The sequence below is a fragment of the Acinetobacter sp. AOR01_HL genome, assembly GCF_027855455.1.
Classification (GTDB): Bacteria; Pseudomonadota; Gammaproteobacteria; order Pseudomonadales; family Moraxellaceae; genus Acinetobacter; species Acinetobacter baumannii.
This window is the reverse complement of the sequence record NZ_JAKTIM010000057.1, coordinates 152,286-172,973: the sequence shown is the minus strand read 5'-3', so window position 1 is coordinate 172,973 and position 20,688 is coordinate 152,286. Positions and strand designations below refer to the sequence as shown.

The 20,688-nt window shown below is 38.6% G+C and carries 20 protein-coding genes and 1 pseudogene; 6 read left to right on the top strand and 15 right to left on the bottom strand.

Features of this window, described 5'->3' with window-relative positions:
• The first annotated feature begins 12 nt into the window (after window positions 1-12).
• Window positions 13-822, top strand: coding sequence for an alpha/beta fold hydrolase (locus tag MKL62_RS18585; protein WP_000114072.1), 810 nt, complete (start codon window positions 13-15; stop codon window positions 820-822).
• Between the two features lie 63 nt (window positions 823-885).
• Here MKL62_RS18585 and purN read toward each other — a convergent pair whose 3' ends face one another.
• A complete protein-coding gene (gene purN, locus MKL62_RS18580; protein WP_000975534.1) occupies window positions 886-1,515 on the bottom strand; it encodes a phosphoribosylglycinamide formyltransferase in 630 nt (209 codons plus the stop codon).
• The gene (purM, locus tag MKL62_RS18575) at window positions 1,512-2,582 is read right to left on the bottom strand and encodes a phosphoribosylformylglycinamidine cyclo-ligase (RefSeq protein ID WP_000071984.1); all 1,071 of its coding nucleotides are present in this window, start codon (window positions 2,580-2,582) and stop codon (window positions 1,512-1,514) included. The genes purN and purM overlap by 4 nt, the downstream gene beginning before the upstream one ends.
• Before the next feature lie 135 nt (window positions 2,583-2,717).
• On the opposite strand from purM, the gene cxpE reads away from it, so the two are divergent.
• The 4 genes from cxpE (at window position 2,718) to MKL62_RS18555 (ending at window position 9,246) form a co-directional block, all read left to right on the top strand.
• The gene (gene cxpE / locus MKL62_RS18570; protein ID WP_001153980.1) at window positions 2,718-3,911 is read left to right on the top strand and encodes a chloramphenicol efflux transporter CxpE; all 1,194 of its coding nucleotides are present in this window, start codon (window positions 2,718-2,720) and stop codon (window positions 3,909-3,911) included.
• Window positions 3,912-3,931: 20 nt separating this feature from the next.
• The gene (hda, locus tag MKL62_RS18565; RefSeq protein ID WP_001249535.1) at window positions 3,932-4,630 is read left to right on the top strand and encodes a DnaA regulatory inactivator Hda; all 699 of its coding nucleotides are present in this window, start codon (window positions 3,932-3,934) and stop codon (window positions 4,628-4,630) included.
• A gap of 317 nt (window positions 4,631-4,947) precedes the next feature.
• Window positions 4,948-6,801, top strand: a complete 1,854-nt coding sequence (gene rbtA / locus MKL62_RS18560; protein ID WP_270899798.1) for a rhombotarget A — start codon at window positions 4,948-4,950, stop codon at window positions 6,799-6,801.
• A 15-nt stretch (window positions 6,802-6,816) separates the two neighbouring features.
• Complete coding sequence (locus MKL62_RS18555; protein WP_005128112.1) at window positions 6,817-9,246, top strand: CSLREA domain-containing protein; 2,430 nt, start codon at window positions 6,817-6,819, stop codon at window positions 9,244-9,246.
• 89 nt (window positions 9,247-9,335) lie between these two features.
• On the opposite strand, the gene MKL62_RS18550 is transcribed toward MKL62_RS18555, so the two are convergent.
• From MKL62_RS18550 to MKL62_RS18530, 5 genes are all read right to left on the bottom strand, one after another.
• Window positions 9,336-9,725, bottom strand: coding sequence for a DUF3106 domain-containing protein (locus tag MKL62_RS18550; protein ID WP_000225917.1), 390 nt, complete (start codon window positions 9,723-9,725; stop codon window positions 9,336-9,338).
• Window positions 9,715-10,035, bottom strand: coding sequence for a hypothetical protein (locus MKL62_RS18545; RefSeq protein ID WP_005128113.1), 321 nt, complete (start codon window positions 10,033-10,035; stop codon window positions 9,715-9,717). Before MKL62_RS18545 ends, MKL62_RS18550 begins: the two co-directional genes overlap by 11 nt.
• Complete coding sequence (locus MKL62_RS18540; protein WP_000362312.1) at window positions 10,025-10,639, bottom strand: RNA polymerase sigma factor; 615 nt, start codon at window positions 10,637-10,639, stop codon at window positions 10,025-10,027. The genes MKL62_RS18545 and MKL62_RS18540 overlap by 11 nt, the downstream gene beginning before the upstream one ends.
• Before the next feature lie 159 nt (window positions 10,640-10,798).
• A complete protein-coding gene (locus tag MKL62_RS18535) occupies window positions 10,799-11,575 on the bottom strand; it encodes a TrmH family RNA methyltransferase (RefSeq protein WP_000268346.1) in 777 nt (258 codons plus the stop codon).
• A gap of 56 nt (window positions 11,576-11,631) precedes the next feature.
• Window positions 11,632-12,603 (bottom strand): class 1 fructose-bisphosphatase, encoded by a 972-nt coding sequence (locus MKL62_RS18530; RefSeq protein ID WP_000067971.1) that lies wholly within the window; start codon window positions 12,601-12,603, stop codon window positions 11,632-11,634.
• Between the two features lie 182 nt (window positions 12,604-12,785).
• Here MKL62_RS18530 and MKL62_RS18525 point away from each other — a divergent pair, with 182 nt between their 5' ends.
• Entirely contained in the window at window positions 12,786-12,974 is a 189-nt protein-coding gene (locus MKL62_RS18525) for an NF038105 family protein (protein WP_000208542.1), read from the top strand.
• Window positions 12,975-13,028: 54 nt separating this feature from the next.
• Here the strand turns inward: MKL62_RS18525 and pal are convergent, their stop codons facing one another.
• The 8 genes and pseudogenes from pal to ruvB form a co-directional block, all read right to left on the bottom strand.
• Window positions 13,029-13,592 carry a peptidoglycan-associated lipoprotein Pal gene (gene pal / locus MKL62_RS18520; RefSeq protein ID WP_005128115.1) on the bottom strand — a complete coding sequence of 188 codons (564 nt, stop codon included), beginning with the start codon at window positions 13,590-13,592 and terminating at the stop codon, window positions 13,029-13,031.
• 27 nt (window positions 13,593-13,619) lie between these two features.
• Window positions 13,620-14,900, bottom strand: coding sequence for a Tol-Pal system beta propeller repeat protein TolB (gene tolB, locus MKL62_RS18515; protein WP_000858386.1), 1,281 nt, complete (start codon window positions 14,898-14,900; stop codon window positions 13,620-13,622).
• A gap of 93 nt (window positions 14,901-14,993) precedes the next feature.
• Complete coding sequence (tolA, locus tag MKL62_RS18510) at window positions 14,994-16,340, bottom strand: cell envelope integrity protein TolA (protein WP_005128116.1); 1,347 nt, start codon at window positions 16,338-16,340, stop codon at window positions 14,994-14,996.
• 3 nt (window positions 16,341-16,343) lie between these two features.
• Window positions 16,344-16,796, bottom strand: coding sequence for a protein TolR (gene tolR / locus MKL62_RS18505; RefSeq protein ID WP_001007562.1), 453 nt, complete (start codon window positions 16,794-16,796; stop codon window positions 16,344-16,346).
• On the bottom strand, window positions 16,796-17,494 hold the full coding sequence (gene tolQ, locus MKL62_RS18500; protein WP_000224630.1) for a protein TolQ: 699 nt from the start codon (window positions 17,492-17,494) through the stop codon (window positions 16,796-16,798). The genes tolR and tolQ overlap by 1 nt, the downstream gene beginning before the upstream one ends.
• A gap of 23 nt (window positions 17,495-17,517) precedes the next feature.
• Window positions 17,518-17,925 (bottom strand): tol-pal system-associated acyl-CoA thioesterase, encoded by a 408-nt coding sequence (gene ybgC, locus MKL62_RS18495; RefSeq protein ID WP_001273591.1) that lies wholly within the window; start codon window positions 17,923-17,925, stop codon window positions 17,518-17,520.
• A 210-nt stretch (window positions 17,926-18,135) separates the two neighbouring features.
• Window positions 18,136-19,470: pseudogene (locus MKL62_RS18490) on the bottom strand (M20 family metallopeptidase).
• Between the two features lie 205 nt (window positions 19,471-19,675).
• Entirely contained in the window at window positions 19,676-20,680 is a 1,005-nt protein-coding gene (ruvB, locus tag MKL62_RS18485) for a Holliday junction branch migration DNA helicase RuvB (protein ID WP_001154002.1), read from the bottom strand.
• Window positions 20,681-20,688: the final 8 nt, after the last annotated feature.

Sequence of the window (20,688 nt, the reverse complement as noted above, 5' to 3'; positions counted from 1 at the left end):
CAGGATAACGGTATGTCAGTAAAACCGGTTATACACTTTGCGCATGCCAACGGCGTGCCATCTATGGTGTATCAAAAATTGTTTGATCAATTAAAAGATGAGTATGACGTAATTTATGTTCCACTCATTGGACCGGACAAACGTTATCCGATTACCAATCATTGGCCTTTTTTGGTTGATCAGGTAATTGATAGTATTGTACGTCAAGCGAAGGGGCGAAAAGTGATTGGACTGGGTCATTCACTCGGTTCGGTTTTAACTTTAATGGCTTCTTTTAGACGGCCTGAGTTGTTCTCACAAGTGATCATGTTAGATCCGCCTCTTATTTTGGGTAGATATTCTTTTGCTTTTCATATGGCAAAATTATTTAAGCCTAAAATAGTTGATGATATGACACCAGCGGGTTTATCTGCACGTCGTCGCGAGCATTGGGAATCACGTGAGCAAGCAGCTGCATTGTTACGCCCAAAAGGTTTTTATAAAGACTTTGATGAAGATTGCTTTCAAGCATACATTGACTATGCTTTAAAAGAAGACTCGGTACGTGGTGGTGTAACGTTAACTATTTCCCGTGAAGATGAAGTTGCGATTTTCCGTAAAAATCCTTCTTGGTGGTGGTTACCCATGCCAAAACCGAAAATGCCAGTACATTTAGTTGTAGGAAAAGAGAGTGCCTTCTTAAAAAGAGGTTTTCCTCAAATGGCAAAACGTAAAATGGGGATTCCATTTAGTGTAGTTGAAGGAGGGCATATGTTCCCTCTAGAGCATCCGATTGATACAGTGAATTATATTAAGGAACTTATTCAGCGTAATTCACGCTAATAAAGCTTTCGCAAAAAAAGGACATGCATGCATGTCCTTTTTTAATTGACGTTAAGCAAACTTTTACCAAGATGCAAAACGAATAGGGTGTTCAAGAATTTGATTGCGGAAATAGGCTTGTCCATTTTTCCATGTGAGCTGGCCATTACATAACCACTCTGCAACTTGAGGATAAATAAAATGCTCAAGTTTATGTACACGTTCGGCCAAGGATGCAACATTGTCATGTTCTTTTACTTCAATGGCAGATTGAGCAATTGCTTGACCAGCATCAAGTTCAGAAGTCACAAAGTGAACGGTACAGCCATGTAATCGATCCCCCGTATTTAATACACGTTGATGTGTATTAACGCCTTTATAGGCAGGTAATAATGAAGGATGGATATTAAGCATTTTACCTTGCCATTTATCGACAAAGTTAGCAGTTAAAATACGCATAAAGCCAGCTAAAATAACCACGTCAGCTTGCCATGCGATAAGTTGCTGATGCATAGCTTCATCAAAATCTTCACGACTAGGAAAGTCTTTGTGAGAGATTACGGCTGTCGCGATATTGGCATTTTGAGCACGCTCTAGGGCATAAGCATCGGCTTTATTAGACAGTACACCTACAATTTGCCCTGATAGATTTGCATCTATCAAGGCTTGTAAGTTACTGCCGTTCCCAGAGACTAGAACAGCAATTTTCATCATTCAAAGATCACACGAATTTTTTCGTCTGCACCTTCCACTGATTCAGCATTTTCTTGGATATGTCCGATTTTCCAAGCTTTTTCACCTTGAGCATTAAGCACTTCAATTGCTTTTTCTGCATCATTTGCATCAACAGCAATGACCATACCTACACCACAGTTAAAGGTACGGTACATTTCAAAACGTTCTACATTGCCTTCGCGTTGTAAAAGTTTGAATAATTCTGGCCATTCCCAAGAAGCTTCATTAATTACAGCTTGAGCACCATTTGGTAATACACGTGGTAAGTTACCTGGTAAGCCGCCACCAGTGATGTGTGCCATCGCGTGTACATCAACTTGTTTGCAAAGCTCTAGAACTGGTTTTACATAAATACGTGTTGGCTCCATTGCTACATCTGCAAGAGGGCGACCATCAATTACTTGAGTTAAGTCTACATTCTTAACATCTAAGATTTTACGTAGTAATGAATAACCATTTGAGTGAGCACCGCTTGATGCAACACCAATAAGTACATCACCAGATTTTACTTTAGAGCCATCAATAATTTTGCTTTGCTCAACTACACCTACGGCAAAACCAGCAAGATCGTAATCTTCGCCTTCATACATGCCAGGCATTTCAGCTGTTTCACCACCTACAAGTGCACAACCTGCAAGTTCACAACCTTTACCGATACCAGTAACTACGTTTGCAGCTACATCGACATTTAAGTGACCAGTCGCATAATAGTCGAGGAAGAATAGTGGTTCTGCACCGCAAACCAAAAGATCGTTTACACACATAGCGACAAGATCTTGGCCGATTGTGTCATGACGATTAAGGTTAAGTGCTAAACGTAGTTTAGTACCTACACCGTCAGTTCCAGAAACCAAAACAGGTTCTTCGTAACCTTTAGGAATTTTGCATAGTGCACCAAAGCCACCAAGTCCGCCCATTACTTCTGGACGAGTTGTACGTTTAGCGACTGACTTGATACGATCGACCAGTGCGTCGCCCGCTTCAATGTCAACACCCGCATCTTTGTAGCTTAAACCGGTATTTGGGGTAGAAGTTGAGTTGCTCATAAATGAAGTCTCCGCATTGGCGGCAGATTATAACCTGAATATACGAAACTCTTATGTTATTTATGCTCGAAAATGCTATCTTTAATAAAAATATTTTTCCATTTATAACGATTAAATCAAAAAAGGCTAGATTTTATGCAAGATCGTATACTGCGCCGTATTTTCTTACTCGCAGGTATTGTATTGCTGGTATGGGTATTATACTTGCTCAAGCCTGTGGTCATCCCATTTATTGGTGCTTTTTTCCTGGCTTATTTATTTAGTCCACTAGTCGAAGTTCTAGTAAAAATTAAGATACCTCGCTGGTTGGCAATTAGTATTGTTTTTATTGGTATAGGTGTAACTTTAACCGTTGCATTATGGTACCTAGTTCCACTGATCTGGAAACAACTTGTTTACGCTCGAGATAGTATTCCAGCGGGGATCCATTGGATTAATGCAGAGCTATTACCGTGGATTTCTTCGACATTCCATGTCCAGCAAATGGAAATTGATACCGATCAAATGTCCAAAGCTGTGATGGATTATGTTCAGACCAATTACAGTGCCGATAGTATTCAAGCAGTTTTATTAAAGCTTGCACAATCAGGACTTAATTTTATTCAAATTGGTGGAACAGTTGTTTTAATCCCAATTATTGCTTTTTACTTCTTATTAGACTGGGACCGTATGTTACAAAACTTACGTCGTCTCATTCCACGGCCATATGAAGCTACGACCTTACAAATCGTCCGTGAATGCCATAGCGTGTTAGGAGCATTTGTTAAAGGTCAGTTCCTTGTTATGCTTTTGCTCGGTGTAGTTTATGCAGTAGGCTTACAATTAATTGGACTAGAGGTCGGCCTAATTATTGGTATGGTGGCAGGTCTTGCCAGTATTATTCCTTATCTAGGATTTGCAGTCGGGATTATTGCAGCGGTTATTGCAAGTTTGTTCCAATTTGGAATGGACTGGACACACTTATTACTTGTTGGCGTAGTCTTTATGATTGGGCAGGCAGTAGAGGGCTATATTCTGCAGCCATTCCTACTCGGTGATAAAATTGGTCTTTCACCTGTTGCAGTTGTATTTGCTGTTTTAGCAGGGGCTCAATTGGCTGGCTTTTTAGGAATGTTAATTGCATTACCTGTGGCGGCTGTCATTGTGGTGCTCTTAAAACACCTCAGAGAAAATTACGAACGGAGTTCATTCTATGCTCCATCTTCTACATTATTAATCCAAGAGGGTAATATTGAGCAACTTCATGTAGAAACTGAAAATACTAAACTTGATCTTGAAGTTAAAAAACAGCAAGATACAGATACCCCGAATCTTTCAGATCAGAAATAATTTCAAGGCCAATTCATTATATGCGTCAACTCCAACTGGATATAGAACCTCAACTTGATGCCCGAATCAGTGATTTTTCGGGACCAGGTTGGGGGCATGTAGTGGATGCAGTGCGACAACTACATGCGGGTCTAGTAAATAGATTTTATATCTATGGTGGCGCAGGAACAGGCAAGAGCCATTTGCTTTCAGCGATTTGTGATTCTTATTTAGAGGTCGGTAAATCTGCAATTAAAGTTTCTTTGCTTGAACTTCTCGATGCTCCAATTGAGGCAATTACTTGCTTAGAGCACTATGATCTGGTGGCTTTAGATGATATTGAGTCAATTAGTGGGGTGCCTCACTGGCAAAAAGCTGTTTTTCATTTAATGAATAACCATGAAGGGCAACTTGTATTTTCTTCACGTGTTGCACCGATTGAATTAAAACTAGAGTTACCAGATTTACAATCGCGACTTACACAAGCAGTGAGTGTAAAAGTGCCGAGCGGAAGTTTATATGCTGACCGCTATGCTTTAGTCACTTCTGTAATGGCTAGACGTGGGATCCATTTTGATCAGCAGATTGTAGACTATTTACTTTTACATGGGCCTCATCAAGCTTCTATTCTATTGCAAACCGTAGCACAATTAGAAAAACTCCTTAAAGGTGAGAAGACTAAACTTTCAAATGCAACATTAAGACAAATCTATGCTTTAATTGATGAATATCAACAATAATAATTTTCTAGCTTCTGGACTTTTAATTTATTAGCCTAAGTAGGCTCTCCCTACTATAAAAATCACGATCTACTTATTCTTTTAACCTTGGAAAATACTTTTAAATTTTTTATAAGTAAAATTTTCATATATCAATAGATCTTTAATTGTACAAATAGTTAGAAAGTTCCCTACCGAAAATGACGCTATAGACCGATCAAAACATCTTGAGAAATTCTGATTCCTGTGACAAAGTACGCACAAAGGATGCGTTTGCAAAAGTGGAAACTTTGCAATACTGACAAAGAAAAATGAAAAAAATAGGTAAGGAGAAGGGTATGCTCAAACGGAGCATTGCTTTTGCATTATTGGCTGCTGCTGGGCACGCTTATTCTGCTGATATTGAAGTTACAAGTTTAGTGGATGAAGATAAAGATGATACTGTTTGTACTTTACGAGAAGCAGTACAGTTTTTGAATTATCGTGGTTCATCTAACGCAGCTGACGTTGAAAAATATGCGAATGGTTATCATGGCTGCGGAAATAAGGACGCTTCATCAAATATTATTTTACAGCGCGATAAAGAATATACGTTAAATAGCAGAATAACGATTACAGCACCCCTTACAATTAGTACAGTAAAAAACGATTCTACATTAGTTGATACTGATCAGCCCGGTTCTCATAATGCAACCATTAAAATGGCAGGTACAGATCAGCTATTTAAAATTGATGATGGTAGCGTTGAGAAAGCATCTTTTGCTGTGACCTTAAGTGATATTAACTTACAAGGTGCAGGCGCAAGCTCTAATGTATTAACAGGCGGTTTAATTTTAAACCATGAAAAACTGACTATTCAGAACTCTCGACTGATTGGTGGATATGCGAATCAAGGTGGGGCGATTTACAACCAAGGATTATTATCTAAAACAGGTCAAACAGCCGGCTTTGTAAGTATTATAAATAGTTTGATTCAAAATAATAAAGCAACCCAAGGTGGTGTCATTTATAGTGAGCAGCCTTTATATTTGGTGACCCAATCTGTAGTACGTGATAATGAAGTCTCTTCTGCAGATGGTGCCTTGTTTTATGGTGCAACAAAATTTGATGATGAAAGTACTGGTGGATACTTAAATGTACGTGCCATCGGTTTTAGTAATAGTACCTTTTTCCATAATAAAGTTGGTTTTATTGCAAACATTAAAGATGGGATGTTTGTTAATAATATTACAATGATTAAAAATGCGGCAGGTTTATTTCTTGATGCTCCACAAGGTAATGCTTCAGTTTCAAATAGTATATTAGTAGGAAATACTATTAATTGTCAGGCTAGTTCAACGGATAAAGCAATTATTCAAAGTAATCTGGTTATATCTGACTGTAATCGTAATGCTACATCAAAGCTTCCTAATATAATCTTTCCTGCAGATGAAAAATTAATTGCTGGCGATAGTGATGAAGGTATATGTGATGTAACTGCAAAAAATGGCTTGTTATGCCCATTTAATACACCAAAAGATAGTTTTCTTGGTTTCTTTAAGCCAAGGTTACTTGAGAGCTATAATACTTTAGCCGACTCTTTAATTATTAATAAAGGGTGTTTATATAGTGATGGTTCATCAGTTGGTTTAGCAAGTTGTGAGAGACTTGACCAACGTGGAAAAAATCGCAGTGGTTACGATGAATTATGTGATCTAGGGGCGATTGAATATATTTTAAATAATGAAATTGGTACAGTGGGGCAGGATATTAAATATGGACAAGTCGCAAGATTTAATATTTTAAATTCTTTAAGTGAAGCAGACTTGGTTACACCTGCCACGTGTAAGCGTTTATTCGGTGAACGTCCTGATGGTAAAGAATGGCAACCCGGCTGTTTGAAAATAAAACAAAGTACGGATACACCATTTTCTAAAGGCAGTGTAACTATAGATCAAAATGGAAATGTAATTTATACACCAAATGGTAATTGGCATGGTGCAGATATTTTTAGTATTCAAGTCGTTACAAGTGTATCGAGATTTAACGATGGTTCAGATTTCCAATATATCTCGATTCCAGCAACTGTAGTCCAGGAACCTGTATCTGGTATTGAAGATAAATCTGTGAGTACGGGTGGTGGGGGAAGTGTCGGTGGTGGATTAATTTTAGGGTTATTTGGATTAATTGCATTACGCCGTTTCAAGTCATAATCAGGGATGTGGACTATGAAAAATTATAAAAAAGCAGTATTAGCATTAGCTGTACTAGCGGCTATGCCTCTTTTTGCCGATACAGCAAATCAAAGAATCGAAGTAACAACTTTTGCAGATGAAGATGGTGAAAACCCTAATGCTTGTTCGTTAAGGGAGGCGATAAAAGTTGCTGAAACACGAAGATCTGATTACGGATGTACAGTTTATAACACTTCTAAAAGTCAGGTCATCCAGCTAAAAGCAGGAACTTATAACTTAAATAAAGAACTAGCTCCAAATGCAGATATAGCGATTTATGGATTTGGTGAAAAAGATCAAGATAAAAATTGGTCAGAGAAGAGTGTTTTAACCAATGATTATCCAGCATTACAACCGTTACAGACGAGAATTAATGCTGCTGGTAAATCACGTATCTTTAATACGGCAGTAAATAAACAACCCTTATTCCTTCAAAACATTATTTTGGAAAATGGTTCAGCTCCAGATTTTGGTGGCGCTATTTATGCAGGTGGTAATGTTACCTTATTAAATAGCCAAATTTTGAATTCACAAGCATCTAAAGGCGGTGCCATTTTCCTCGGTGGCGATAATGTTAATTTATCTGCAACTCACTCTTTGATTCAAGGTAATACTGCAACAGCAGGAAGTGTACTTTCAATGAGTTGTTGGAATGGTACAGCCTATGCAAAACGGGAAGTAACATTTACCTCTTCTAGTATTCTGAATAATGGTTCAAATAGTTCCAATAATACTTTTGAGTTCTGTGGAGAGCCGAAAGCAACCTTTACAATTAATACAATTGCTCGAAATATTGCAAATACAGTCAATGGTAGCATTTTGAAATTTACTGGTGATGCTACTCCTAACGGGACACCTAATCCTTCGACCATACTTAGTTCTAACAGTAGTTTAACCTTAAAGAATAATACTATTGTTGAAAATAATGCTTATACCACGTTTTTATATGACACATTAGGAAGTAAAGAATTAAGATTTAACTTAATTGGTTATAATTCTGGAATTTATGCGTGTCATTATTTTATAGGACCGGCCACTGATTTAAAAAATGCTGGTTTCATACTATCCTTTAATGCATTAAATTTAATGAATGATGCTGGAAAATGTGATTTGCCGGCGGAAGCTCTTACATCTACGCATCGAACGGTTGATATAGCGGGACAGGCTTTTAATTTATTGCTTGAACCTTTACATTCATCTGCCCCAGAAACTGGCTTTTTACCAATTTACTATCCAAAGAATAATATTGGTGGTAAGAATTTAGTAGATGTAGACCCAGAAGGTAGAGATACATGTACTTCTATAGATCAACGAGGCCTATCACGACTTGCTGATAGTAAGCTCTACTATCAACCAAATAACCGTAATAGTTGTGATATTGGTTCAATTGAACTAATGAAACTGACTGCTGGTGATATAAAAGGTTTAGGGAATACTTCCCTTACAGATCTACTTGCAAAATATCAATCCCAATATGATACGGTTCAGAAAAATATATTAAATCCAGATTATGCATATTTATTAAATGTATTAAAAATCGATTCTGCAAATTATAAAAATCTTTTTGATCAAACCAAAGCAAGTGCAAAATACAGAGCTATCTATATAGATTTGAAAGCTAATGGCTTACCTTTGCCGAATGAAGATAGTAACCATTTATTAAAGTTCTTTAATGCTACTGATTATAATATTAACCTTGAAGTTGTTGGCACAGGATTGATTGATGATAAAACTACAAGCATTAAAAAAGACGATGGATTGTTTTGTGAATGGAACCCTGCTCTCCAACAAATAATCTTCTATCGTTCAGATGATATTATTACCCAAGCTGGTGATTACAACTATTGTAAATATACAATTAGTAGTAAGGATGGAATTACGCAAACATCTGGTTTATTAGAAGCTCGATTTGATAATATTCCACCAGTAGCTGGTGAGGGTACTGTAACTTTTAAATATTTAGCAAATGAGATCATTCCTTTAAATCTATTACAATTTGCGAATGATGAAGGGGATGGACCTACTAATACTCTTAAGACAAAATCGAATAAATCTCAATTTTGGGTAAATGATCAAGGTGTGGAGTTACCAATTTATATACCAAATAAAACTTCAACGGATGGTATTTTTAAGGTAGTTAAAGCAGATCGTGAAGGCCCATGTCCTAAAGAAGATAGTGGTAATATCTGTTATGGTGGTAATATTTATATTCAAGCTAGTAATGTATTTAATACCTTCAACGATACCTTAACTTATTATGTATATGATGCTGATGGTAAAATCTCAAATGAGGGTACTATTAAGTTGGTAAGTACAGCAACCACAACTGATGATTCACGTGGTGGTGGAGGTGGTGGAAGTATTGGAATCCTTTCTATCGTATCACTACTAAGTTTAATTGCTTATAGACGTTATCGTAAGTGATGAGAAAAATAAAAAAGCCTCCACTAGGAGGCTTTTTTATTTGTTAGTAACTTTTTATTTTTAAAAAAGATAAATGTTAAATACGGTTTTTAGTGCTCTAAATATTTATTTATATATTCTTCACGTATAGCAGTTCTTTCATCAGCACTTGCTTTGAGCATGCGTTGACGTAAATCATTACGTTCTTGTGTACTCATTTTTTGCCAGGCTTCACGCATTTTTTGCTTTTCTGCATCTGGAAGCTGGTTAAACCAATCCATGCGTTGTTGCAAGTTAGCACTTTGGTTGGATGGTAATTCCTTTAAGCTTTGATAACGTTTAATTACAGCTCGTTGCTCTTCTTCAGATAGAGCATTCCAAGTATCATCTACTTGCGTATTGGCATCTTTCGAAAAAATCCAGAAACGTTCGAAACCTGCAAAACTTGTTTGCAAGAAACTTAATGAACAAAGGATAAGTGCTAACTTTTTAGCTACCATGTTGAACTTTATCCTCACCCAACACCATGAGCATTTCTAAATCTTCTACCATTTGTGGCGATAATTTAGGATTTACAACAACTTGATTTTGTGGCTTATCAAGCATATCTACTGAATTTGGTAAAATAACAAAACCAGTAATCGCTGCTGCAAGTGCAAAACCACTCATTTTCCAGACACTATAATAAGAGGCTGGTTTTTGCTGGATATGGTCAAGCACATGATTCATCACCACTGTTTTATTTTTATGGTGATGGGCCAAACTATCGAGTTTGGATGTCACCTTTTTAGTGAAATCATCATGATTCATTGGAACCTCCCATGGGATTTAAATGCGCTAAATACTCTCTAAGTCCCTGAATTGCTCGATGATAATGGGTTTTTACACTACCTTCGGTACAGTTCATAATTTGCGCTGTAGTATGGGTATCAAAACCTTCCCACGCACGTAACATAAAAGCTTGTTGTTGACGAACAGGTAGTTTTGCAATCGCTTCCTGGATCTCTTCTATGGTCACTGCTTGATCTAGAAAATCTGCTGGATTGATTGCTTTTTCATCGACAATATCAATGATTTCTTCATCATCATTGTCTAGACTAACTTTTTTGAAGAATGAAAATGGGTTTGCACGACGTGCTTCTTTGCGGCGCCAATCCTGAAGTTTATTATTTAGAATAGTATAAAATAGGGGATACCATTCTTCAGTACTTCGATCGGCGTAAGACTTGTGTAAAGCAATAAATGCTTCTTGAACCAAGTCCATAGCAATGCCTTGTTGACCTTGGGTAGCACTTTCCATCATCACTAAAGCACGACCAGTAACATCTTGCATGAAAACCTTTAGGCGTTGCTCAGCCGTGCTGGCATGAGCACTAGATGCTTCCGATCGAGACTTTTTCGGTGCTAAATCCATGGAGATGGAAAATCCTGTCATTGGACGTACCCACCTTATCTTCAATATATCTCTTATATAACGTTGAAAAGAGGTGGGAGGTTGACAACAATCGGCTATTTTTTAGTAGTGTAAATGATTTTTTTCACAAATATGAGCGATGTAAAATAAATTAACGTTTTATTGGCGTTGGCGAACCATTTCAAAAAAACAAATTGATCCTGCAATTGCTACATTTAATGACTCTTGACCACCTGGCTGCGGTATAGTCACTGATTGTGCATGTTCTAAAGCATAATCACTTGCACCTTGTCCTTCATTGCCTAAAATCCAAACACATGGTTTTGAAAGGTCTTTTGAATAAAGACTAGTCGAACGATGAGAGCTTGTAACGAAAACAGGAATATCGAATTTAGGAAGAATATCGGTCAATTGAAAGTTTTCAAAACAAGACAGGCTAAAATGTGCCCCCATACCTGCTCTTAAAACTCGTGGAGACCAAAGTGAGGCAGAACCTTGTGTGCAAATAATCTGTTTTATATTTGCTGCTGCCGCTGAACGTAACAATGTACCTACGTTACCTGGATCTTGTACATTTTCTAGAATTAACGTATCTACGCTATAGTCAATGGTTGATGCGGTTTTCGGTAAATCGATAATAGCCAAGCAAGGAAGAGTATTACCTAAAGTACTTAAGTCTTTATATAAAACTTCGCTAATAATAAAGACATGACCTTGGTGAAGTTCAATGATTTTCTTTAAATCGGGATGTTCTAAGGCTTGTTCAGTCGTAAACAATGAAAAGAGTTTTTTCTGTTGTTGTAACCAAGCTAGACAAAGGTGGGTACCTTCAAGAACTGTTTGTTGATGCTTTTTTCGGGCGCTATTGAGTTCAATTAAACCACGCAAATGTTTAATTTTTGCATTGTCTTTTGATTCTAAAAAAATAACCGCCATAAGGAAATATCCAAAAGGGCGTCATCATACTATGACGCCCTGTGTAATTTAAATTATTAATGATAACTTGTTACGCGTTCAACTTCATTCTTAGAACCGATAATCACAGGAACACGTTGATGAAGTTCTGTAGGTTCAATCTCTAGAATGCGTACACGGCCAGTAGTTGATGCGCCGCCTGCTTGTTCAATGAGCATACTCATTGGGTTAGCTTCATACATTAAACGTAAACGACCAGCTTTTTTCGGGTCTTTCAAGTCATATGGATAAAGGAAAATACCGCCACGGCATAAAATACGGTGAACATCACCCACCATACATGCGACCCAACGCATATTGAAGTCTTTTTCACGTACAGATGTTTTACCAGCAAGTAACTCTTCAATATATTGTTTTACTGGTTGTTCCCAATGGCGTTGGTTAGATGCATTAATAGCAAATTCTTGAGTATCTGCTGATACTTGAACATTCTCTGTGGTAAGTAAGAATGTTTGAGTTTCTGGATCTAACGTAAAGAAAGCTACACCGTTTCCAACTGTTAAAGCCATCATAGTTGATGGGCCATATAACACATAGCCAGCAGCAACTTGTTGAGTACCTGCCTGCATGAAATCTTGTGCTTGTGTAACCGCATTTTTTGCAGGAAGAATCGAGAAGATTGTTCCTACACACATGTTGATATCAATGTTGCTTGAACCATCTAATGGATCAAATAGAACCAAGTATTCGCCGTTTTCTTGTGCTGGTGTAAAATCATCAAGTTCTTCAGATGCAAGACCACCGACGTGAGGATGGACTTTTAAAGCATCGATTAAATAGTCATTAGAAATCACATCAAGTTTTTTCTGTGTTTCACCTTGAACATTTTCGTTACCTGCGCTACCCAAAATTCCAGCCAAGGCACCTTTTTGTAAGGCTTGATCAATGGTTTTACAAGTCGCAGCAATTGTGTCGATGACTTGAGCCAACTCAGGTGTAAGATTCCCTTTTTCTTGTTGTAAAAATTGGGACAATGTGAGGTTGGACATAAAAAAACGCTCCTGTGCGCAAGCATCAAAATGAGTCAGATAAATACGTGGCATATTCTAGATGAGAATGCCGAAAAATAAAAATTATCTTACTTTATTTGTGTTGCATTTATGCTTACAAGCCCCATTTTACGTGGTATGTTGTTTGCATAACAAAGGAATGTAGATTTAGGAGAATCGAAATGACAACTAAGAAGTTTGATGCGACCCCAACAGCAGGTGAACCAATCAATTTAGAAGAAATTTCGAAAGAAAGTGTTCAGGAAGCTTGGAAAGATTATGAGGCAAAACCTGAATATAAAGCTTTTAATAAGCATGATTTGATTGAGTCAATGCAACATTCAGAAGAAGAGCAGAACAAATCTTCTTAAAGTAAGAATGTAAAAATAAACGCCCATATTTGGGCGTTTATTTTTTTGGATGTTTTATTTCAATAGAGGAGGAACCGCTTCATAGTTAATTTCAACGCGGCGGTTTTCTTTCCAAGCTGATTCATCATGGCCAGGATTAACAGGCGCTTCTTTACCATAACTTACAGCTTCAAGTTGCTGAGGATTTACACCACTGGTAATGAGGTAATTCTGAACTGCTTTTGCACGACGCTCACCCAAGGCCATGTTGTATTCGCGTGTACCGCGCTCATCTGTATGACCAGTTAATGCAACTTTTGAGTTTGCATTTGCCATGAGGAACTGAGCATGAGCTTGAAGTGTTTGGTAATCTTCAGTAGATAAATCACTACTGTCATAATCGAAGTGAACGACACGTTTCGCTAGGGCAGCCTTGTTTGCCTCAGTTACACCTTTTGAAGAAGCACCTGCTAGATTTTGAGCATTTAATGCAGCATCTTCACTTAAGCCTGTCGTATTTACTGTGCTTGGGTTAGTTGTACCTGTAGTTGCCGTTGTTGCTGGCTTACGACTTGCACAACCTGTCATGACAAGTGCCGCACTAAGTAGAGGAAAGGTCAAATATTTAATTGATTTCATCATCATCTCCATCAATGGAATAAAAAGTTATTTAGGTGCCCAGGCTGGTTCACGTACTTCACCTTGTTCACTCGGTAAATTCATACGGAAACGACCATCAGTGGACATGATAGACAGTAAACCACGGTTCCCTTCACGAGTTGCATAAACCACCATTTGCCCATTTGGTGAGAAACTTGGTGATTCATCTAAACTGGTTGGGGTAAGAATATTGACAATGCCTGTATTAATATCTTGGATTGCAACTTTATAGTTACTACCACTTGGTCGATGCACGAGTGCAATTTTTTTACCATCTGCACTTAAAGTGCCACGAGCATTAAATGACCCTTTAAATGTTAAGCGTTTTACTGAGCCATTCCCAAAATCATAGCGATAAATTTGAGGAGAGCCTCCACGGTCAGATGTAAAAATAAAAGCTTTTCCATCTGGTGTGTAACGCGCTTCAGTATCAATTCCCGAGTCATTTGTCATGCGTTTGACTTGGCGAGTTGATAAATCCATTTGATAAATTTCAGGGTTACCATTCATCGATGCTGTAAATAGCATTGATTTGCCATCTGGTGAAAAGCTTGGTGCACCATTTAAGCCTTTAAAACTCGTAAGTACTTCACGTGTTCCAGTAGAGAGATCTTGTAAATAAATGGCTGGACGTTTAGTTTCAAAAGAAACATAAGCAATTTTTTTAGCGTCAGGAGTCCATGCCGGAGACAAAATCGGGTCACGTGAAGAGAGAACAGTTTTCGGTTGTTCACCATCTGTATCGGCGATTTGTAAGGTATAACGTTCAGCAGGAGTGGCAGGATTACGTAATACATAAGCGATACGGCCACTAAAATCGCCTGGAATTCCGGTTAAGGCCTGATAAATAGCGTCACTTACCATATGTCCTGCTTGACGTATGCGTGAAGCAGGAACATTTAACAACTCATTCAGAAGATATTGCTGTTTTTGTACATCATAAAGTTGGTAATGGACTTCAAACCCGTCAGCTGTTTGCTTAATTTGTCCAGTAACAACATAAGGAATACCCGCAGCTTGCCAATCAGATGCTTGAATCTGGTTAATAGCGGCATTCGCAGGTAAATTTTTTGATGAACTTGTGAAACGTCCTGAGCGGTTCAAGTCAGTTTCAACAATAGGATAAAGTCCATTGTCGTTATTAAAAGGCACAATAGCGATTTTAGGCGCCTGATCAGGTGCTTTTGCAATCTCTAAATGTAATTGAGCAAAGGCAGCTGTTGGTGCAAGAGGACTTAATGCTGTAAGTAGCGTTAAGGCTAGAAGGTGTTTGCGGCTCGTTTTCATAGGTTTAAAGTCATTGAAGGTATTTTTGTGACTGGTGATTTTGTAGCATAGTTACATGCTTCAAACTATTTAAAGCATGTAACTCTTACAAAATTATTGTGCTCTGAAAGTAGAGGTAACGCTTCGCGCTTCTCGTCTTGCATCAGGATCCGATGGCATTGGGTAAGGAGCAGACGCCTGAATTGCAGCTTTGATACTTGCATCCAATGCATCATCTCCACTTGACCGTGTAATAACAATCGAGCTAACACTACCTGAGTCAGACAGGGTAAATCTAACGCTAACAGTTTTACCACTGCTTCCTGTAGGAACATCCCAAGCACGACGAATTTTCTGCTCAAAATCACGTTTAGCCGAAGATGCAATTTTTTTAGCTTCACCTTTTTTCTGGGCAGCTTCTTCTTGAGCTTTTTTAGCAGAGGCAGCTTTTTCTTCGGCCTCAATTTCGGCTTTACGTCTAGCATCTTCTGCTGCTTTTTGTTGTTTGGCTTTTGCATCAGCCTCAGCTTTACGTTTAGCGTCTTCTGCTGCTTTTTGCTGTTTAGCTTTCGCATCGGCCTCAGCTTTGCGTTTAGCATCTTCAGCTGCTTTTTGCTGCTTGGCTTTTGCATCAGCCTCAGCTTTACGTTTAGCATCTTCAGCTGCTTTTTGCTGTTTAGCTTTCGCATCGGCCTCGGCTTTACGTTTCGCGTTATCAGCTGCTTGTTGCTTAGCCTTAGCATCTGATTCAGCTTTACGTTTGGCGTCTTCGGCAGCTTTTTGCTGTTTGGCTTTCGCATCTGCTTCGGCTTTTCGTTTAGCTTCTTGTTGTGCTTGAAGTTTAGCGTTTTCAGCCTTTTGAGCTTCACGTTTTAGTCTTGCTTCAGTCTCCGCTTTACGTTTAGCTTCCTCAGTTGCTTTTTGTCTAGCTTTCGCATCGGCCTCAGCTTTTGCATTTTGTTCGGCTTTTCGTTTTTGTTCAGCTTCAGCTCTCGCTTTAGCCTCTGCTTGACGCTTAGCTTCAGCCTGTTGCTTTTGTACTTCCTCTAAACGTTGTTGCTCTGCAGCTTGCTTTGCTTTAGCAGCTTCTTCAGCTTTACGCTTTTCCTCAGCTAATTTTGCTTGTTGTGCCTGCTCAGCTTTTTGCTTTTGAGCAGCAAGTTGTTGTGCTGTTGGAGGAGGAGGGGCAGCTGGAAGATTTTGAGGAAGAGTTTCATCCACAATCGGGCTTAGAACTTCTTCAGCCTGATTTTCTGCTACGGTTGGTTGCTCAACTTCTTTTGCCAAAGGTGGTGGTAAATCTTCTGGTTTAACTAAAACAGTGGTCAGCTTTTTTGGTTGTTCAGGTGGTTTACTCAAGCCTAAAAAAAGCAAGCCAACAATGGCAATTACATGAACTCCGAGGGTGAAGCTCAATGCTATTGCATTTTGTTTAAAAGGAGGCTTTTGATTTTTATTCATAGCTTATTTTAAAGGCTCTGTCAGAAGGCCAACTTGAGTTAAACCTGCTTCTTGTAAACTTGCCATCAATGATACGACTTCTCCATAAGGGCGAGTCTTATCACCATTCACTAAAACTGTAAGTTGTTTATTTTCCTGCTCAGCTTGTTTTTGTGCTTCACTTAAAACAGACTCAAGTTTTTCAAGAGAAAGTGGCTCATTATCTTTGTAATCTTCATATTGAAGATAAATATTGCCATCTTTACCAATCGTGACCATGGCTGGCATATCTTTTGATTCAATTGGATGATTATTTGCCTGAGGTAAATCGACTTTAATACCACTGGTAATCATGGGAGCAGTCACCATGAAAATCACTAAAAGTACCAGCATTACATCGATATAAGGCACGACGTTCATGTCACTTTTTAATGGTTTTTTTATGCGCTCAAAGCGCCCTGAACGTTGAATGGCCATTATGCATCTTCCTGTGACGAACCCACAGATTGACGTTGCAATAAAGCAATCATCTCTTCGGCAAATAATGCACGATCAGAGTAGACACTTTCGCTTTTAGCCGTAAAGTGGTTAAAAGCCAATACCGCAGGAATTGCAGCAAATAGACCAATTGCAGTTGCAATAAGGGCCTCGGCAATGCCTGGCGCAACTGTCGCTAACGTCACTTGGTCAACAGCAGCCAAACCAATAAAAGCATTCATGATTCCCCAAACAGTACCGAATAAACCGATATATGGGGCAACCGAACCGATACTTGCTAAAGTACCTAAACCATATTCCAGACTACCCTGATCACGACTTAAACCGACACGTAAAATACGTTCTGTTCCTTCGATCATTTGTGAGGTAGGAGCTTGGCGTTTTTTGAGTTTAAAAAACTCACTTAATCCTTGATAAAAGATATCTTCAAGGCCTGAGCGTTTTGAATTGAGTTGTGCGTTGTTGTAAAGCGTATTGAGTTCAGCACCAGACCAGAACATTTTTTGGAAATGTTCATCATCTTGGCGTGCTTTTTTATAACTCATATGTAACTTGGCAATCAGGTACCAACTAAAAATTGATGCTAACAATAAAATCAGCATGACCAACTGGACGACTGGACTTGCTTGTAAAATAAGGTCAGAAATATGCAGGGTTGATTCAATGTTTGTTGCCATAGTTACATATGCCGGTTGTTTTTTTAGTCTTGTTCCAATTCTTTACGAATAAGATCACGTATTTCTTCCGGAAGACGACGTGGCATTAGATCTTTACTTAAACATGCCAACTCAACCTCACCAGAAGCAAGCAAGATTTCACCACGATAAATATTTTGTTGCAACACAAATGACGCAGCTTTACATGAAACTACACGCGCTGTAACAGTAATTAAGTCATCCATTAAAATAGGACGCATATATTTTACGTCAATTTTATATACTACAAAGTTGTAGTCTTTTTGATGCCAGTAATGGTCAACGCCAGCAGCGCGGAGCCATTCTGTACGGGTACGTTCCATATAGCGAATGTGGTTGGCATGGTAAACAATACCACCTGCGTCCGTATCTTCAATATAAACACGAATGTTGAATTCAAAATGATTCGCCATGAGAGTATTCCGTTTTAGTTCACTATAGAGCTTTATATTTAAAATATGACTGTTGAATAAAATATCAGTTCTATCCAAAGCCATACATCTGCTTTTAAATACGGGGCAGTTTAGCAGATTGCATACTAAGTCCTATGGCACAACCTTTCAATCGCGACTGCTGTCTTTCTTCTTTAAAACGGAACACTCTATGGTGAACATATTGTTAAGTTAAGACTGTTTCCATGCAGCCTGAACTTGTTTAGCGATATTCGGATAGTCTAAAACGAATCTTATATGTAGCTCGGTTCCTGCCTTTAAGGCCTTATCATCTACTATAAAAGAAGGGTTATGATTCGGTGCAGCTTGGCTTAAGTCCTGATTTTCAGGTGTTGCTCCTAAGAAAACGAAGAAAGAGGGCATTAATTTCCCATAATAGGCAAAATCTTCACTTGCACTTGCATTATGGTCCAAAACATGAAGATTCGAATCTCCAACAGTTTTGGCTAATGTTGGCTGGATAAGTTGAGTAAGTGCCTTATTATTGATGGTTACTGGAGCATAAGGTGCAATTTCAACTTTTGCTGTTACATCATTGGCTTGAGCGTTATGTTCCACCAGAGTTGGTAAGCTCTTTAGGATATTTTCTCGGATCTGTTCGTTGTTAGATCGAATAGTACCGATCATATTGACCTGTTCAGGAATCACATTTCCAGCTGTACCGCCTTGAATATTGCCAATACTAATAACGCCCATACCTTGGGTTAGGTCGGTTCTTCGGCTAATAAGACTTTGTAAATTATTAATCATTTGAGCTGATGCATAAATTGGATCTCTGCCTAACCAAGGGGTTGAGCCATGAACCTGTTTGCCGTTAACTTGAATCCGTAAGTGATCGGCGCTGTTTAAAATAGCACCATCTTTATAATATAGATGTCCGCTTTTCATGCCAGACATGACATGCATGCCAAAAATGGCTTCTGGTTTGTAGTCTTTAAATGCACCATCCGCAATCATTTTTCTTGAGCCGATTTGATCACCATGCGTGAAGTTATCGATATCTGCTCCACCTTCTTCAGCGGGCTGAAATACAAAAATTACAGTGCCTAATATTTTATCTTTATTGGCCGCCAATATCTTTGCTGCACCTAATAACATTGCAGTGTGCGCATCGTGTCCACAAGCATGCATCACATAAGTTTCTTTACCTTGATAAATTGCTTTTTGTTTACTAGCAAATGGCACACCACTTTTTTCTTCCATAGGTAGCGCATCCATATCTGCTCTAAGCGCAATAATAGGGCCAGGGTTACTCCCTTTTTAAATGCCGATTACCCCTGTTTTTGCATAACCTGTTTTGACTTGAATGCCATAAGACTTTAATTCTTTTTGAATCAATGCAGATGTTTTAAATTCCATATTGCCTAGTTCAGGGTGCTCATGGATGTGTTGTCTTAATTGAATGATCTGATTTTCATTTTTTTGTGTAGCATCTTTTACCCAATCTGCTAGGCTCAATTGACTTATTAGGGCAAGTGAAAAAATTAAAGCGGCTTTTTTGTACATATCCTTATCCTAAAAATATTATTGTTCAGAAGATTTGATATCTAGATTTCTTATAATTCAGTTTTTAAAAATATTAAAAAATCAATAAGGTATAAAGAAAGACTTAAAAGGTATAGAGTGGCTAATTTATTGATAAGACAATTTTTTATTTGAGTTAAAAAGAATAGTTAAATAAAAAAAGGAAGAGAAAATTCTCTTCCTTTGATTAGTTTTTAGGCTCAGGTGGCGTCATGCCAAACTGCAAATAAGATTGGTTGGTTGCAATGCGACCTCGTGCAGTACGCATAACATAACCTTGCTGAATTAAATAAGGTTCAATAACATCTTCAAGTGTTCCACTATCTTCAGCCATAGCAGCTGCAAGGGCTTCAACACCAGCAGGTCCACCATCAAAACGTTCTAACAGCATACTTAAATAACGTCGGTCTAAGGTATCTAAACCAGCTTTATCGACATTAAGCATATCAAGCGCACGTTGTGCCATTTCATGGTTAACTTCGCCCGTACCTTTTACTTGTGCATAGTCACGTACACGGCGTAATAAACGATTGGCAATACGCGGTGTTCCGCGTGAACGGCGTGCAACTTCTTCTGCACCCTCAACTGTAATGGGTACATCCATGAGGTTTGCAGATCGTGACACGATGTGAGTTAAGTCTTCTACAGAATAGAATTCAAGACGTTGCACAATACCGAAACGGTCACGTAGAGGCGAGGTGAGTAAGCCGGCACGTGTGGTCGCAGCAACGAGCGTAAAAGGTGGTAAATCGAGTTTAATTGAACGAGCAGCAGGACCTTCACCAATCATGATATCAAGTTGGTAATCTTCCATTGCCGGATAAAGAATTTCTTCAATCACTGGTGAAAGACGGTGAATTTCATCAATAAATAAAACATCGCCTTCTTCAAGGTTAGTCAGCATTGCAGCCAAATCACCCGCACGCTCTAAAACAGGCCCTGAAGTGGATTTGAGATTGCCACCCATTTCACGCGCAATAATATTGGCAAGCGTGGTTTTTCCTAAGCCCGGTGGACCGAAAATCAGTGTGTGATCGAGTGCTTCACCACGACCACGAGCCGCACCGATGAAAATTTCCATTTGCTCGCGTACGACTGGTTGCCCGATATAATCGGCAAGTGAAGTCGGTCGAATAGCCCGATCAAAATGATCTTCAGGTTTTTCTGTTCCACTGATTAGACGGTCTTGCATAGGTGTGT

Coding starts and splice junctions, on each gene's coding strand:
- tolQ (WP_000224630.1), bottom strand. CDS start 17,494: ATGGCAACAAACATTGAATCAACCCTGCATATTTCTGACCTTATTTTA.
- hda (WP_001249535.1), top strand. CDS start 3,932: ATGCGTCAACTCCAACTGGATATAGAACCTCAACTTGATGCCCGAATC.
- MKL62_RS18525 (WP_000208542.1), top strand. CDS start 12,786: ATGACAACTAAGAAGTTTGATGCGACCCCAACAGCAGGTGAACCAATC.
- MKL62_RS18545 (WP_005128113.1), bottom strand. CDS start 10,035: ATGAATCATGATGATTTCACTAAAAAGGTGACATCCAAACTCGATAGT.
- ruvB (WP_001154002.1), bottom strand. CDS start 20,680: ATGCAAGACCGTCTAATCAGTGGAACAGAAAAACCTGAAGATCATTTT.
- tolR (WP_001007562.1), bottom strand. CDS start 16,796: ATGGCCATTCAACGTTCAGGGCGCTTTGAGCGCATAAAAAAACCATTA.
- MKL62_RS18540 (WP_000362312.1), bottom strand. CDS start 10,639: ATGGATTTAGCACCGAAAAAGTCTCGATCGGAAGCATCTAGTGCTCAT.
- tolB (WP_000858386.1), bottom strand. CDS start 14,900: ATGAAAACGAGCCGCAAACACCTTCTAGCCTTAACGCTACTTACAGCA.
- MKL62_RS18535 (WP_000268346.1), bottom strand. CDS start 11,575: ATGGCGGTTATTTTTTTAGAATCAAAAGACAATGCAAAAATTAAACAT.
- ybgC (WP_001273591.1), bottom strand. CDS start 17,925: ATGGCGAATCATTTTGAATTCAACATTCGTGTTTATATTGAAGATACG.
- MKL62_RS18555 (WP_005128112.1), top strand. CDS start 6,817: ATGAAAAATTATAAAAAAGCAGTATTAGCATTAGCTGTACTAGCGGCT.
- purN (WP_000975534.1), bottom strand. CDS start 1,515: ATGATGAAAATTGCTGTTCTAGTCTCTGGGAACGGCAGTAACTTACAA.
- purM (WP_000071984.1), bottom strand. CDS start 2,582: ATGAGCAACTCAACTTCTACCCCAAATACCGGTTTAAGCTACAAAGAT.
- MKL62_RS18550 (WP_000225917.1), bottom strand. CDS start 9,725: ATGGTAGCTAAAAAGTTAGCACTTATCCTTTGTTCATTAAGTTTCTTG.
- rbtA (WP_270899798.1), top strand. CDS start 4,948: ATGCTCAAACGGAGCATTGCTTTTGCATTATTGGCTGCTGCTGGGCAC.
- tolA (WP_005128116.1), bottom strand. CDS start 16,340: ATGAATAAAAATCAAAAGCCTCCTTTTAAACAAAATGCAATAGCATTG.
- MKL62_RS18530 (WP_000067971.1), bottom strand. CDS start 12,603: ATGTCCAACCTCACATTGTCCCAATTTTTACAACAAGAAAAAGGGAAT.
- pal (WP_005128115.1), bottom strand. CDS start 13,592: ATGAAATCAATTAAATATTTGACCTTTCCTCTACTTAGTGCGGCACTT.
- cxpE (WP_001153980.1), top strand. CDS start 2,718: ATGCAAGATCGTATACTGCGCCGTATTTTCTTACTCGCAGGTATTGTA.
- MKL62_RS18585 (WP_000114072.1), top strand. CDS start 13: ATGTCAGTAAAACCGGTTATACACTTTGCGCATGCCAACGGCGTGCCA.